This is a genomic window from Algoriphagus sp. 10J20-15, assembly GCF_055809615.1.
On sequence record NZ_JBVVUG010000040.1, the window covers coordinates 13,744 to 28,530 of the forward strand.

The 14,787-nt window shown below is 40.0% G+C and carries 12 protein-coding genes and 1 pseudogene; 5 read left to right on the forward strand and 8 right to left on the reverse strand.

What is annotated here, in order from left to right; genetic code table 11:
- Positions 1 to 2: 2 nt before the first annotated feature.
- Positions 3 to 449: a hypothetical protein gene (locus AC0L6R_RS17130; RefSeq protein ID WP_473272287.1), complete on the reverse strand. Its 447-nt coding sequence runs from the start codon at positions 447 to 449 to the stop codon at positions 3 to 5.
- 4 nt (positions 450 to 453) lie between these two features.
- Complete coding sequence (locus tag AC0L6R_RS17135) at positions 454 to 1,623, reverse strand: carboxypeptidase-like regulatory domain-containing protein (protein ID WP_473272288.1); 1,170 nt, start codon at positions 1,621 to 1,623, stop codon at positions 454 to 456.
- Between the two features lie 452 nt (positions 1,624 to 2,075).
- On the opposite strand from AC0L6R_RS17135, the gene AC0L6R_RS17140 reads away from it, so the two are divergent.
- Positions 2,076 to 2,324: a hypothetical protein gene (locus AC0L6R_RS17140; RefSeq protein ID WP_473272289.1), complete on the forward strand. Its 249-nt coding sequence runs from the start codon at positions 2,076 to 2,078 to the stop codon at positions 2,322 to 2,324.
- 165 nt (positions 2,325 to 2,489) lie between these two features.
- Here AC0L6R_RS17140 and dnaA read toward each other — a convergent pair.
- Positions 2,490 to 3,916 (reverse strand): annotated as a pseudogene (gene dnaA / locus AC0L6R_RS17145) (chromosomal replication initiator protein DnaA).
- Positions 3,917 to 4,323: 407 nt separating this feature from the next.
- Here dnaA and AC0L6R_RS17150 point away from each other — a divergent pair.
- Positions 4,324 to 5,730: a methylmalonyl-CoA mutase family protein gene (locus AC0L6R_RS17150; RefSeq protein WP_473272290.1), complete on the forward strand. Its 1,407-nt coding sequence runs from the start codon at positions 4,324 to 4,326 to the stop codon at positions 5,728 to 5,730.
- Positions 5,727 to 7,847 carry a methylmalonyl-CoA mutase gene (scpA, locus tag AC0L6R_RS17155; RefSeq protein ID WP_473272291.1) on the forward strand — a complete coding sequence of 707 codons (2,121 nt, stop codon included), beginning with the start codon at positions 5,727 to 5,729 and terminating at the stop codon, positions 7,845 to 7,847. Before AC0L6R_RS17150 ends, scpA begins: the two co-directional genes overlap by 4 nt.
- Before the next feature lie 11 nt (positions 7,848 to 7,858).
- On the opposite strand, the gene AC0L6R_RS17160 is transcribed toward scpA, so the two are convergent.
- Positions 7,859 to 8,257: an RES family NAD+ phosphorylase gene (locus AC0L6R_RS17160; RefSeq protein ID WP_473272292.1), complete on the reverse strand. Its 399-nt coding sequence runs from the start codon at positions 8,255 to 8,257 to the stop codon at positions 7,859 to 7,861.
- Positions 8,258 to 8,317: 60 nt separating this feature from the next.
- On the reverse strand, positions 8,318 to 8,746 hold the full coding sequence (parS, locus tag AC0L6R_RS17165; RefSeq protein WP_283411727.1) for a type II RES/Xre toxin-antitoxin system antitoxin: 429 nt from the start codon (positions 8,744 to 8,746) through the stop codon (positions 8,318 to 8,320).
- Between the two features lie 95 nt (positions 8,747 to 8,841).
- Here parS and AC0L6R_RS17170 point away from each other — a divergent pair, with 95 nt between their 5' ends.
- The gene (locus AC0L6R_RS17170; RefSeq protein WP_473272293.1) at positions 8,842 to 10,191 is read left to right on the forward strand and encodes an AGE family epimerase/isomerase; all 1,350 of its coding nucleotides are present in this window, start codon (positions 8,842 to 8,844) and stop codon (positions 10,189 to 10,191) included.
- Positions 10,192 to 10,353: 162 nt separating this feature from the next.
- Positions 10,354 to 12,261 (forward strand): TIGR00341 family protein, encoded by a 1,908-nt coding sequence (locus AC0L6R_RS17175; RefSeq protein WP_473272294.1) that lies wholly within the window; start codon positions 10,354 to 10,356, stop codon positions 12,259 to 12,261.
- Here the strand turns inward: AC0L6R_RS17175 and AC0L6R_RS17180 are convergent.
- From AC0L6R_RS17180 to AC0L6R_RS17190, 3 genes are all read right to left on the reverse strand, one after another.
- Positions 12,251 to 12,997, reverse strand: a complete 747-nt coding sequence (locus AC0L6R_RS17180; protein WP_473272295.1) for a Dph6-related ATP pyrophosphatase — start codon at positions 12,995 to 12,997, stop codon at positions 12,251 to 12,253. The two genes, AC0L6R_RS17175 and AC0L6R_RS17180, sit on opposite strands and share 11 nt — an antisense overlap.
- A gap of 121 nt (positions 12,998 to 13,118) precedes the next feature.
- Positions 13,119 to 13,433 (reverse strand): M28 family peptidase, encoded by a 315-nt coding sequence (locus tag AC0L6R_RS17185; protein ID WP_473272296.1) that lies wholly within the window; start codon positions 13,431 to 13,433, stop codon positions 13,119 to 13,121.
- A complete protein-coding gene (locus AC0L6R_RS17190) occupies positions 13,405 to 14,658 on the reverse strand; it encodes a M20/M25/M40 family metallo-hydrolase (protein ID WP_473272297.1) in 1,254 nt (417 codons plus the stop codon). The genes AC0L6R_RS17185 and AC0L6R_RS17190 overlap by 29 nt, the downstream gene beginning before the upstream one ends.
- Positions 14,659 to 14,787 lie beyond the last annotated feature (129 nt).

Below are 14,787 nucleotides of genomic sequence, written 5' to 3' on the forward strand. Positions count from 1 at the left end.
AGCTAAAAACTCATAGTTATCTTCCTTCTGCTGGTATTTCTTTTTTTACTTTGGCCATAAGAATCAAGATCTAATGTTCCTGAAGCAGTACGTCCATCAGAGAAATAAGAAGTAAAGTAACGGCTTAAATTAGCTGATACAGAAAGTCCATCAATCAACTCATAAGTCAAACCGAATTTACCACTGTAAGTATCCTTCGTGCTTTCAGAGAAGTTAGCATACTGCTCAGTGTAAGGGCTATTCCAGTACAATGGTCTAGAATTTCTTGCTGAGTTGATGTTCCAGCTAGTATATCTGCCATCAGGCATTCTATAGTATTTCTTCAACAAATCCATGTCCAATTGTCTCTGGAACCACTGGTTGAAGTTTTGTCCAATACTACCTCCTTGATAACCTTCAGTAAGGTTACCGAATACATTTGTTCTGTTGTAGTTAGCAAGTGTAGTCAAAAGCCTAGTTTTTGGCAAGATCTACAGTTGCATTTAAGTTCAAGAAAGTTTTCTCCTGCTTCGTGTTAGGAAGTACACCAGTACGATTTACATTAGAAAGAGTAGCGGTGATATTGTATCCGTCACCTGCTTTACTTACTGATAAACTGTTATTTAAAGCGACACCCGTGTTAAAGAAGTTTTTAACATTGTCTGGATTTGGAGACCAAGGTCTAGTCTGTCCATAAGTATCTGTTCCAGGAGTGAAAGCATCCCACTGAGCTACCTGACGACCGTCCATTTTAGGTCCCCAGCTCTCATCAGCGTAAAATTCTGGAATCAAAGCACCATCTAGTCCTGCCAAAGCCGGATCATCCGTTGCGGGATTGAAGGTAAAAGTCTGAAAATCTTGAGAGTAACCTCCACCATATTCATTTTGATACTTAGGCATTACAGACACATTCTCAAACGTTGTTGTGTTGTTGAAATCAATGTTCATTCTGCCTGATTTCGCTTTTTTCATGGTGATCAAAATCACACCATCACGAGCTCTAGAACCGTAAAGAGCAGATGCATTCGCACCTTTCAATACGTTAATAGACTGCACGTTATCCATGTTGATTGTAGCAGGATCTGCAATAGGAACACCATCCACTACATATAGTGGAGAATTGGATCCAAATCCTCTAACACCACGAATACGGACAGCAGCCTCTCCAAATTTAGCACCTGAACCAGAAATTACTTGTACACCGGACACTTTACCTGCCAATGCTTCGTTCAAGTTAGTCTCTCTAGCTACACGTAGGTTTTCAGATGTAACTTCTTGAGTTGCATAACCCAAGGTCTTTTTCTCACGCTCTACGTTAAGGGCTGTTACTACTACCTCGTTTAGTTGCGTCACATCATCTGACAACTGCGCGTCAATAGTTGATTGGTTTCCAATCGCAATCTCAGTTGAGGTCATGCCTACAAAAGAGAATACCAATACTCCTCCTGTACTTGGTACAGAGATTTGATACTTACCGTCAATGTCGGTAATTGTTCCGTTTTGAGTTCCTTTCACGAGGACACTTACTCCCGGTAAAGTGGTTCCATCCGTCGAAGACGTCACCGTACCTTCAATGGTACGGGTCTGGGCCCAGGCAATACCTGTAAGGACCATCAAGAAAGAAAATAGTAAAATTTTCTTCATAAAGGTTTTGTTTTATTTGGTGTGATTGATATTAAAATGAAACGTTAATGTTTCATAATCGTACATGACAAATATATGTAAATTCATAAAGCGGACAAATTTCAACTGATTTCAGAAACACATGCATTTTGAGAAATGCCTTTTCTTCATTTACAAAACAAAGGATTACAACCCTCGGACAATTTTTTACACCAATAAAATCGAATTTTTCAGTAATTTTTGAAGCTTATATCAAAAAATTCAGATTTTTCATCTTTCTCAAAATTTCCGCAATTTTTAATAAAAAAAATTATTTTTTCTCCCATGCCAAAAATAAAAACCCAGCATCCTTATTTAACATTTAAATAACATTCATTAAATAATATATAATATTCATCATATTTTATTATTTTAAGAGTATTCGAATATACGCCCGTACTATGAAATCTATCTCAAAATCCTGCTCACTACTTATGGATGAATTTAGTGCTGAACTAGTTGACCTAACAGACTACGGAAAAAGAGCAACAAATGGGAAACTTACCGAATCTCAGTCAAGAGATCTCTTAAGTCATTTTGAAGCGACACATGAGTTAGCTCTGAATGTGATTACTCAGTATTTCAAAGAAATAGGAAAAGGACCTTTTTCTGGATCAAGGGATTTAACAGTCGAAGCTTTTCACGCCGAATTAATTGATGATGGAAAAGCCTGTTGGATATAGTGATAGACAGGATACAATACAGCCCAGTGTATGAAATTGATACTCAAGAGAAGTTTTTAGATAATATTCAAAAACGATACATCAGACTATTACAGCGATTTGAAGATACAATGGGTAAAAAGCTTAATGAATAGGAAGCCTTATTTCACCTCCACAAATCCACTCTTAATAAGACCGCATCTTGAATTTCTTCTTCAGCTCTAGTACTGTATTTCGGAATGAGCTGTCTGTTTCCATAATATCATTTACAGTCTGCACGGCATGTATCACGGTAGAATGATCTCTTCCTCCAAAATGATAGCCAATTGATTTCAAGGAATGATTGGTGAATTCCTTGCAAAAATACATCGCTACTTGGCGAGCAGTTACTATTTCTTTTTTTCTGGTTTCTCAGCCTTCAAATCATCTACAGCTATGCCATAATATTCAGAAACCGTCTTCTGGATAAAATCTACACCAACTTCAGTTTCTATATCCTTGATGATGTTTTTCATCACCGTTTTACCTAACTCTAGACTGATTTCAACACGGTTCAGTGAAGCATGCGCAATCAATGAAATAAGAATTCCTTCTAGCTCCCGTACGTTGGTATCCACGGTGTATGCAAGATATTCTACCACATCATCAGGAATAATTATTCCTTCAGACTGCATTTTTCTTCTAATAATTGCAACTCTGGTTTCAAAATCAGGCATTTGCAAATCTGCAGTCAAACCCCACTTGAATCTGGAAAGTAAGCGCTCCTCTAATCCTTTCAAATCTCTAGGAGGGCAATCTGAAGTCATGATAATTTGCTTCTTGCTTTGATGCAAGTGATTGAAAATATGGAAGAACATCTCCTGTGTCCTATCCTTGCCAGCCAGGAACTGAATATCATCTATAATCAACACATCCACCTGCATGTAGAAATTGGTAAAACTTTTCACATTTCCATCCTTGATGGAGTCCATGAATTGATTTACAAATTTCTCAGAGGAAACGTACAGCACGAATTTATTTTCCGGACCATTTTTGATTTCATTTCCAATTGCCTGTACTAGGTGAGTTTTTCCCAATCCTACACCCCCATACACCATCAGAGGATTAAAGGAAGTAATACCTGGCTTTGTAGCCACAGCAAAACCAGCAGATCTAGCTAGCCTATTACAATCTCCTTCTATATAAGTGGTAAAAGTATAAGTCGGATTTAGATTACTATTCGTCAGTGCCTCAGCATTGAGTGACTTCATCTCAAATGGAGTCTTGTCAGGCTCCACTGGGGCTTGAGGCTTTTTATTAGTATTTCCTGAATTCCCTTGAGGAAATGAAACCACATATGGCTGGTTCGAGGAATTGCCTCTATCTACTACAACCGCATATTCTAATCTACCACTTTGGCCTAAGGTAGTTTTAATAGCGATTTTCAACTCTTGAACGTAATTATCCTCGAGCCATTCGTAGAAAAATTGACTCGGAACCTGAATGGTCAACGAAGTGCCTTCAAGTTTAACGGGATTAATAGGTTTAAACCAAGTTGAAAAGCTCTGCTCATTGACGTGTTGTTCGATAACACGTAAACATTCATTCCAAACGGCGCTAGCTTCTGAACTCATTAGAGAAGATTTCTGAAAAACAATGATCTTGCGGTAGGTGCAAGGGTGTCAAATTTGAGCAAAATTAACTTAAATAAAAAATGGATTTCTTCTTGAAATATTGAGTTTTTGCACAACAGTAGTTTTTGAGCCAAAGAAAATTTTGTGAAAAAATCCTTTACAAATTCCGGCAATAACATTCTGGTAGGTAGAGGGCTTTTTTAACCACAATAGACTGAGTATTCTAATATTCAAGGCGTTGTTAAGAAGTGTGAAACAATTAAGAAAAATTTAACGATTCATTTAGAATCTTGATTTCCCCTTCATTTTCCTAATTTTGATAAAGCTCTTTTTAGTCTGACTACCCAGATCAAAAATTGCTTTTTTATCAAGAGAAATTTGAATTATGACTAATTCTAAGCCCAACTATGACAGATAAACACTTTTACACATTTCCAGCATCCAACAAAAAAGCCTGGATTGACCAAGTGAAAAAGGACTTAAAAGGAAAGGGATTTGACGCCACTCTAACTTCCACACTTTGGGACAAAATCAAAATACAGCCATTCTACACTGCAGAAGATTTAGGAGGGCCAAAACATGCATATAAATTCCATCCTAGCTCAGAAATCCCAGGTATGTCTCCCAGAATCTGGAGTAATCTAGTTTCTGTTTTTCCGGAAAATGAAAAAGAGACAAATGAAGAAATCCTGCACGCACTTCAAAATGGTTCGGATGGATTAGTAGTCCATTTAAATGGAACTGAAAATTTAAACGAGCTACTAAAAGCCGTTCATACTGAATTTATTTCTACTAATTTTTTACCTACAGGAGAAACAGTTCAATTCTTTCAACTGATTGAGGAATGGATTGAATCAATCAGTCTGAAGCCAGGAATGTTACAAGGCGCGATCTTATGGAGCCCTTGTGACGAGCTATTCCGAAGCGGAGAAAATTTTGATTCAGCAATCAGCCAAGCAGCAAAAGCCATTATTGATTTCAAAGAGTTCCAAGAGTTCTACCCTCTGACTATTGATTTTGCTCGATATGCCAACACTGGAGCAACAGGGATTCAACAGCTTTGCTATGGACTTGGAGAAATTATTGAATTGTGTGATAAGCTTTCGAAAAAAGCTATCTCTCCCACTCAGGTATTTGAAAACCTGACATTTCACACCGCTATTGGCGATTCCCATTTCGCAGAGATCGCCAAAGTCAAGGCTCTTCGAAAACTAATTGTGGAGCTTGCAGGTAACTATGGAGTAAAAATTCAGCTGGAAGACGTTCCTATCATCACTTCCACCAGTGAATGGAGTAAGTCACTTTTGGACAAAGACACAAACCTTATCCGCCAAACCTATGAGGCTATGGCTGGGATTTTAGGAGGTGGAAATTCACTTTGGGTGAAACCTGCCGAAGGGAAAAAAGCCAGTGTTTTAGAAAAAAGAATTGCGAGAAATGTATCATCCGTTCTAAAGGAGGAAAGCTACTTGGACAAAGTCATGGACCCAGCAGACGGTTCCTATTATCTGGAAAATCTTCAGGAACAAATCGTAAACTCAGTGATAAAAGAACTGCAGGAACTGGAAGAAAATGGCGGTTGGCTAAAAACCTTCGAAGACCGTTCCTTGCATACCGCTATCCGAAATTCCAGGGAAACCGTACAAAAGAAAGTTTTATCAGATACTGATATAAAAGTGGGCGCCAATAAATATTTAGCAACGGGCAAATTGGAAAACAACCTTGGCTTTTCACCTCTCGTCGAAAAAGACTTTGAATTATTACCAAGTAGAGCAACCTATTTCGTAGAACAAAGAAACCTGAGCAACGCATGAGACCAGACCTGAAAAATTGGAGATCCGCAAAAACTCAAACTTCACCAAGCGAGGAAAACACGAACTGGGAAGCACCAGAGCAGATTTCAATCCCTTCGATTTTCGACAGTGAGCAAATTGCTAAGCTTTCACATATAAATTTCTCAGCGGGAATTCCACCTTATTTACGCGGGCCTTACAGTACCATGTATAGCATGCGTCCGTGGACTATTAGACAATATGCAGGGTTTTCTACAGCAGAAGAATCCAACGCCTTTTACAGAAAAAACCTGGCTGGGGGACAAAAAGGCCTTTCTGTAGCTTTTGACCTAGCCACGCATCGAGGCTATGATTCTGATCATCCACGGGTAGTAGGAGATGTAGGAAAGGCCGGGGTTGCGATAGATTCTGTCGAAGACATGAAATTGCTTTTCGACCAAATCCCATTGGATCAAATGTCAGTTTCCATGACTATGAACGGAGCAGTGATTCCAATCCTCGCTTTTTACATAGTCGCTGCCGAAGAGCAAGGAGTGAAACCTAAGCAGCTAAGCGGAACGATACAGAATGATATTCTCAAAGAATTCATGGTGCGCAATACCTATATCTATCCTCCGCAGCCATCCATGCAGATCATTGCAGACATTTTCAAGTTCACCTCAGAGCACATGCCGAAATTCAATTCTATTTCCATCTCCGGCTATCACATGCAGGAAGCAGGAGCTACTGCGGACATAGAATTGGCGTATACGCTTGCTGATGGATTGGAATATTTGAAAACTGGAGTAAAAGCCGGTTTAGACATCGATGATTTCGCTCCCCGACTTTCCTTTTTCTGGGGAATTGGGATGAATTACTTTATGGAAATCGCCAAGATGCGAGCAGGGCGTTTACTTTGGGCTAAAATCGTAAAGCAGTTTAATCCAAAATTTGACAAATCTTTAGCGCTACGTACCCACTGCCAAACATCAGGCTGGTCACTTACCGAGCAAGACCCTTTCAATAATGTCACCAGAACAGCAGTTGAAGCACTTGCCGCTGTCATGGGTGGCACTCAGTCCCTTCACACGAACTCACTCGATGAAGCCATTGCTTTACCCACTGACTTTTCAGCAAGAATTGCCCGAAACACTCAATTGGTCCTACAGGAAGAAACTGGAATCACCGAAGTGGTCGACCCTTGGGGAGGCTCACATTATGTGGAGTTTTTGACAGATCAGTTGGTGCAGCGCGCATGGAAATTGATCGAGGAAGTTGAAGAATTAGGAGGAATGGCTAAAGCAATAGAAGCCGGTCTTCCAAAATTGAGAATAGAAGAAGCAGCTGCTAAAAAGCAGGCGAGAATCGATAGCGGAAGGGATGTAATCGTCGGCGTGAATCGCTACGTGGTGGATGAGGAATCTGAAATTGAAGTTCGTGACGTGGATAATCAGGCTGTGAGGGAATCCCAGTTAGCCCGGGTGAAAACAGTGAAGGCATCTAGAAATCAAAGTGAAGTAGAAGCAAGTCTGGAAAAACTGACTCGGGCTGCGAAATCAGGCGAAGAAAATCTACTAGAATTGGCGATCGATGCTGCTAGAAAAAGAGCTACTTTGGGAGAAATCTCAGATGCGATGGAAGTGGCTTTTGGCCGCCATCAGGCCCAAACCAAATCAATAACCGGAGTTTATGCAGCAGAAGTGAAAAATCAAGATTCATTCAAAAAAGCGATCGCTTTATCAGACGAATTTGCAGCACTGGAAGGTCGCCGTCCTAGAATTATGGTGGCCAAAATGGGTCAAGACGGACATGATCGGGGTGCCAAAATTATTGCAACTGGTTTTGCAGATATGGGATTTGATGTGGACATCGGTCCACTTTTCCAGACACCCGAAGAAGTAGCTCAGCAGGCAATAGAAAATGATGTGCATATTGTCGGAGCTTCCTCTTTGGCAGCGGGTCATAAAACTTTGGTTCCTAAGTTGATCGATGAGTTGAAAAAACTGGGAAGACCGGATATTATGGTTGTCGCTGGGGGTGTGATTCCTGCAAAGGACTACCCGTTTTTAAAGGAGGCAGGAGTATTTGCTGTTTTCGGGCCTGGAACTGTTCTTTCTGAGGCAGCCACTAAAATCTTGGAGAGATTGATTGAGGAGTGAAATCAACGATTCTATTTTGAAAACAAACGCATATCAAACTCAAAGGGATCTATTGAAGTGATTTCAACTTCTCTAAATCTTCTATGAGCAGGATTTATCAAAAAATTAAAGTCCCCCTGTACAACTACAGAGGGGACTTTAAAAACCAAGAAGTTATTTTCGTATAAAAATCCGTCTCCAATTTCCTGTGTAGTATGAGAATGTGGTATTGATTTCCAATCAGGAGGTAAATCCGAATTTTCAATAACCTTTATCTCAACTCCATCTGGTATGGTGATCTCTACTATTTCGTAGTCTGTAGGAATGTTCCCTAGTGGCGTATGGACCGCAATTTCAGCGGTACAAAGAGCTCGAGATTGGCTGGTATAAACCACGGCTTTTCCTTTGCTATTCCATCTCCCGCCCGCCAATTCAGCTCCTTTTCCTGATAAATCACTTGAAGAACTTACTTTTGCTCAACCGAAAAACTATCATGCCAAGACACCATATTCAATTCTAGTCAGCTCATCTCTCAAGAGATTAATACCAAAGCTACTATCCAAAAAGGATTTTGGCATCAAGTCCCCCAATGCCAAACAAGGTGTCTCAAGCCAAGTCTGAAACTTTGACTTACTTCCGAATACTTCTACTCCCCTTTTTTGAAGCAGAGCAATTTCAATTATCTTTTCTGACTGCAAGGAATCAAATGACTTCTGTTCTTTTTGATAACGCTGCAACGTACGCTCTGATATATGCAGGTACTCTGCCCATTCTTCAGTTGAAAATGCACTTTTGGAGGCGAATTTATCAAAGTCTTCAAAAGTAATACCCTGCCTTACCAGCATTATCACCTCATTTATAAACTTATCATCTGTAGTATTATATGCTACTTCTGGATCGAAAATAGTAAATTGAGTCATGGCCGATAAGCTATATTAAGTACAACTGTCATAAATTTAACGACATTTGTCGGAAGTTGTTTAAATTCATCAGTTTTTTTCAAAACTATTTCAATATGCCCTTTAGGTATTATTCAACTCTCTTTCTGTCAATTTTAATTGCTTGTAGTTCTCCAGAAAAGGAAGAAAATCCAAAAGAAGTTCTCGCAGACCAAATGGAAAAGCATCTCAAAACAGAGGTGCTGGACAAATGGTATCCTCTGGCTATGGACACAGTTGATGGTGGATTTCTGAGCAATTTCTCTTACGACTTCAACCCAGAGGAAAAGCAGGAGAAAATGATCGTTACCCAGTCTCGCCACGTCTGGACCAATGCTAAAGCTTCAAAAAAGTATCCTGAAATTGAATACTACAAAAGAGGAGCAAAACACGGATTTGAATTTCTAAGGGATAAAATGTGGGATAATGAATATGGTGGATTTCATTGGCTGGTGGACAAACAAGGAAATCAGATCGGCAATCCAATGAAAACAGCATATGGAAATGCTTTTGGGATCTTTGCACTTGCTGCTTATTATGATGCATCGGGAGATAAGTCTGGTTTGGATCTTGCAAAGGGGGCTTTCCTATGGCTAGACAAACATGCACATGACTCTATAAATGGAGGATATTATCAGCATTTAGCCCCAGATGGCACTCCTATTTCCCGACCAGAATCCACTCCTTCCACTTCAGACCTGGGCTATAAAGATCAAAATAGCTCCATCCATTTATTGGAAGCATTTACTGAACTGTATCAAGTTTGGCCTGAACCATTGGTTAAAGATCGATTAGAGGAAATGTTGCTGCTCATCCGGGACCAAATTGTTACAGAGAAAGGCAACTTGACACTTTTTCTCTATCCCGATTGGAGCCCAGTAACCTTTGTAGACTCTACCGAAGAAGTGATATTGGCCCACCATAATCTTGATCATGTTTCCTTTGGTCACGATGTGGAAACAGGTTTTTTGATGATAGAGGCATCTGAGGTTTTAGGATGGGAAAATGACACAACTACTCATAGAATCGCCAAGAAAATGATTGATCATGCGCTAGAAAATGGTTGGGATGAAAGCGTAGGTGGTTTTTATGACGAAGGCTATTATTTCAAAGACGGCTATCGAGTGACTCATGATACCAAAAACTGGTGGGCCCAAGCCGAGGGAATGAATGCACTTTTATTGATGGCTGAGCATTATCCAAATGACCCGCACGACTATTACGGGAAGTTTCTAAAACTCTGGGACTACACAAATGCTTATTTAATTGATCATGAAAATGGTGATTGGTATTCCGGAGGGTTGGATAAGCAGCCTGAGTTAAAAACTGTAGGAAAAGGAAATATTTGGAAAGGGATTTACCATCATTACAGATCATTAGATCACTGTACAGATCGATTGAGAGAAATGAGTGAACGATCCGAGTAGATAGAAAGAATTCAAAAGCCAATTAACTTTCATAGGTCAAGTAAATTCGAGCCAAGTCGAGAACAATACTTGTAAATAAAAGACTTCCCATTTGCTCAGGCTGGTATTTCCAACTCCCGTACAGTTTAGGAAATCAAACTTCTGTTACGCTAATAACCCAAAATGAAGAAAATCACTTTTGTATATGATCCGGAAATATCAAGCGAAAAACTCGATGAGTTGCTCGAAATGATGGATCCCAAACCTGATAAAAAACTTTCTTTGGATCAAGTGTCTATAGAAAACCTGGGCCAAAATGAATGGTTTGCCTGTTCGCTTTCAGATATTCAACTTCACCAACTACTCGATCAAGCAAAAGATAAAGAGATAAATGTAGCGCTCCTTCCCCACCCTGAGATGATTCAGGGTAAAAAGGGATTTGGAATCAATACTAATTTTAAAACTGCCTGGCAGGAAATTCAGGAAGCTGAAGAAATTCCTGAAATTGATTTGATGCAGGTAAATGAGGAGCTGGCATTTAATTCTTTGGTGGTCGGCACATCACTAGGCATTCTTTACTCCAATGGAGCAGCCAATTTCTTCGATGGTGTCAAGACAAGGTTCTCTCAACTACTTAACCTTTTTCGAAGAGTAAAACTCAAACCTTATACCATCACTTATAAAAATGGAGAGGAAGAAAGTAAAATTGACATAGCAGCAATGGGAGTTTTAGCTGTAGCCCATTGTGAAAGCAACTTGATTTTTCGTCGTGTAATTGAACAATCCGGTTTGGACGATGGTAGAATCCACCTGTTGATATTGGCACCGAAAAGCCTTTTCTCCTTAATTCAATTTGGATTGCAGAATCTTTTTTTCCCTATCAAGGGAGGAACGCTGCCAAGATTTGTAGGCTATATTTCCACCAGTGAAGCATGCATCACGTCCACTGAGACGATAAAGTTCGCCGTGGATGGAAAGGAAAAGGAGAAACAAGAAATAAAGATTTCCTTGACTGAAGAAAGGGTAAAAATTCTTCCGGGTGCAAGTATACAGGAAAAGGAAACTACAGAAGGCCCAAGATCCATCAATGTGTCAAGGCTTCCAACAGGACGATTAAAGGAAGAATTACTCCACTCTTATTTACCCTGGGTTAGCCATGCCACTGCTGAGGAATTCAAAGATCTTTTTACGCTCTTAAGGACAAATTCTCAGACCTCGTCCACCTATTTAGTGCTGATGGCACTCTCTACAATGATTGCTTCTTTTGGACTTTTTGGCGATTCCGCCCCTGTGGTAATTGGTGCAATGATTTTGGCTCCACTCATGGGACCAATTATTTCCTTGGCCATGGGTATGCTTCGTCAAGATGGTTTATTGATCAAAAACAGCTTGATTACCATATTTTGGGGCTCAATAGTAGGCCTATTCTTTTCAATTATGATTTCTCTGATCACTCCTCTGGAAGTATTAAATGATCAAATTCTTGCCAGGATTCGACCTAATCTTCTTGATCTAGGTATTGCAATAGCATCTGGAATAGCAGGAGCATATGCTTACTCCAAGGAGGAAATATCTAAAACGCTCGCAGGAGTGGCAATTTCAGTTGCACTGGTGCCCCCGCTGGCTGTGGCTGGAATTGGAATTGGATGGATGGATAAGGAAGTCTTTGGTGGAGCCATGCTTTTGCTGGGCACTAACCTAGCTGGCATCACCATGGCGGCAGCATTGACATTTCTGCTACTTGGATTTAGTCCTTTCAGGTTGGCAAAAAGAGGTCTATTGATAAGTCTGGGGATCTTGGCAGCAATAGCCTTACCGCTAGGACTGAGCTTTAATAAAATGGTAAATGAAACCTCGATCATCCAAGATCTGAGTGGTAAGGAAATCCCACATGGATTGCTTCGTGAGGTAAAAGTTGTACAGATGGAACCTTTGAAGCTTTCCGTAACCATTCTTTCTGAAAACGCATTGGACGCAAATGATTTCAAAGAGATCAAAGCTGAAATTGAAGAAAAAATCGGAAGAACGGCATCAATTGAATTGACACTTGGAGTACAATTGGGTGAGCCTATTACAAAGGCTAAAGAGTAGCAGTGATCAAGTCGCAGTACCAAAATCCATAGTTGGCGGGATCTTCTTTTTCCTTAGAAAAGCACTGGTCGGAATCATCTTCATTCTTTGGAGCTTCGTATTTTCTTAGCACCTTTTCACCAACCTCAAATTCGATGGGCTTACTGAAAATCGGCCCATCATACACAAAAGTATGGAATTCACCGTTTTCACCGCAGGGATCCACATCAGAAGGAAGGTCTTTCAAAAAGTCCTCATCGATCACTCGCCCGACAAAACTTTTATCCAAAAACTTCTCATTGACACAGGTAGTAATGGTTTTAAAACCCAGATCCACAAATTCGCGAATTAAGTTCTCTGTAGGGTGTTTCCAAAGAGGAAAAACACCCTTCAAATCTAACTCAGCAAGTTTAGTCTCACGGTAAGTTCTCAAATCTTCTAGGAAGATATCTCCAAAAATTGAGGCAGTAATACCTTCCCTTTTCAACTCAGAAAGCGTTTCTCTCATCGTCTTTTCATAGACTTCCATTGAAGGCATGTCGGGAATTTCCATTTTCACCAAGGGAATCCCTATGCTTTTTGCCTGCATTTCTAGCAATTCAGATCGAACACCATGCATTGAGATTCGCTGATATTTTTGACTGATACTAGTTAGCAAACATGCAATTTCAAACTCCTGAGATTGTTGTAATTTAAATAATGCAAGTGAAGAATCTTTGCCCCCACTCCAATTGAAAAGTGCTTTCTCTTTATTCAAAACTTTACTTATTGATTTCCCAAAAGTAAACCCTGATACCCAGAAAATTTGGCCTACTGCAAACAAAAAAACGGATATAAATTACTTTATACCCGTTTTCGATGTGGTTGATAGTTATTCTTTATTCTACTTTCCTCAATTCTTTTCTCGGAATCATTTCATCTTTTTGAGCTGTATTATACACAAATGAAGCAATAACAACTGCCATTTGCTTCAAATCATCCAATTCCAATCTTTCAAATGTATCCATATTCGTGTGATGAGTACGAGTTCGGTATTCCACAGGATCTTGGATAAACTGAAATCCTGGAAGGCTTAATGCATCAAAGCTTTGGTGGTCTGTCCCACCCGTATTACTGATGGTGATCGTACGATCTTCCACGATATCATCTAAAGGCAAAAACCACTCATTGAAAATCGGCTCTGCTGCGAGCATTTCCCTGAAGGTAAATCCCACGAATTCTACCTGTTCCGTTATCAATATTGTAATACGCAGACAACTTTTCGTGCTCAGGTTTCAACTCCATTGTCTCACGATCACCAAAATGTTTTGCCACATATCCTCTAGAGCCATGTAAACCTTGCTCTTCACCTCCCCAAAGGGCAATACGCACTGTTCGCTTTGGTTGAAGACCTGTAGCTTTCAATATTCTCACCGCTTCCATCATTACAATACATCCTGCAGCATTATCAGTCGCTCCGTTGGCTCCATGCCAAGAATCTAAGTGTCCACCAAGCATCACCACTTCTGACTTCAATGAAGGATCAGAACCTGGAATTTCTGCTATTACATTATACCCCTGAAGATCTTCTGTTCTAAAACGAGTTTTCACCTCTGCCTCTATCTCCACTTCTACCCCATTTTCACTTAATCGAGCCATCAAATTCACATTCTCAGGAGCAGTTTCCAATTCTGGAATTCCTTCTGGGGTGTCTTTAATATAACCTCTAGGGCTGCTTGTGAATAGCGTTCCATGACGCCCATTTACTCCTTTGATGATCAAAGCAGGACCTTCACTGGCAATGAACTCATTTATTTTTTGTGAAAAAGCTCTAGCTGCTCTTAATTCAGCAATCATTTCTGGAGTATAACTACCATTTCCGCCACCTCTTGGCGCTGGATGCTCCATTCCATGCAATTGTTCGGCTGTATATCGAACAGCATCAGGTTCGTATGTAGGCTCTTGGGTTCCCGTTGGTTTAATTGCAACTATAGCACCTTTGAGTTTACCCTTGTATTTTGCAAAGTCCTCTTCAGTTTTTATGTCAAGAAAATAAACCTTGCCACTTACTTCTCCTTTTGTGCTTTCTGTCCAAGCTTTTGGAATTGCAATAAAAGGCATGTAATAAGGAGAAGTCATCGCGATGTAGCTCTTTTCCATTTCCCAGCCTCGACCAAATTCTCCCCAAGGTTCGGCGTTGGCATTTTGTAAACCCCAGTCTGAAAGCTGCTGGATAGCATAATCCACAGCCCGCTCGTAACCTTCGGAATTACTCAACCTCGGGCCAGCCTTGTCCACTAACTGAAATGCGATTTCCTCTACTTTTGAATTTTCTAAGCCTTCTTTTTTGATTTTTTCAATTGCCGCAAGGTCAACTTCCTGAGCAAAACTCATTCCGGCTAAAAGCAGGGCCGGCAGGATTAATAATTTTCTCTTCATAATATTAGGGTTTGGTAATGGTGCTATTTGAATAAATTTTTGTCTAAAAATAAATTTCAGGGTGAAATTAAGCCAAAATATAGGATCACAATAGCAATTCATGTAAAAGTAGGTCACTCCTACAATAGG

What these genes read in the sequence shown, in the direction of transcription:
- AC0L6R_RS17135 (WP_473272288.1), bottom strand. Translation starts at nt 1,623, where the DNA reads ATGAAGAAAATTTTACTATTTTCTTTCTTGATGGTCCTTACAGGTATT.
- AC0L6R_RS17140 (WP_473272289.1), top strand. Translation starts at nt 2,076, where the DNA reads ATGGATGAATTTAGTGCTGAACTAGTTGACCTAACAGACTACGGAAAA.
- AC0L6R_RS17150 (WP_473272290.1), top strand. Translation starts at nt 4,324, where the DNA reads ATGACAGATAAACACTTTTACACATTTCCAGCATCCAACAAAAAAGCC.
- scpA (WP_473272291.1), top strand. Translation starts at nt 5,727, where the DNA reads ATGAGACCAGACCTGAAAAATTGGAGATCCGCAAAAACTCAAACTTCA.
- parS (WP_283411727.1), bottom strand. Translation starts at nt 8,746, where the DNA reads ATGACTCAATTTACTATTTTCGATCCAGAAGTAGCATATAATACTACA.
- AC0L6R_RS17170 (WP_473272293.1), top strand. Translation starts at nt 8,842, where the DNA reads ATGCCCTTTAGGTATTATTCAACTCTCTTTCTGTCAATTTTAATTGCT.
- AC0L6R_RS17175 (WP_473272294.1), top strand. Translation starts at nt 10,354, where the DNA reads ATGAAGAAAATCACTTTTGTATATGATCCGGAAATATCAAGCGAAAAA.
- AC0L6R_RS17185 (WP_473272296.1), bottom strand. Translation starts at nt 13,433, where the DNA reads ATGCTCGCAGCAGAGCCGATTTTCAATGAGTGGTTTTTGCCTTTAGAT.
- AC0L6R_RS17190 (WP_473272297.1), bottom strand. Translation starts at nt 14,658, where the DNA reads ATGAAGAGAAAATTATTAATCCTGCCGGCCCTGCTTTTAGCCGGAATG.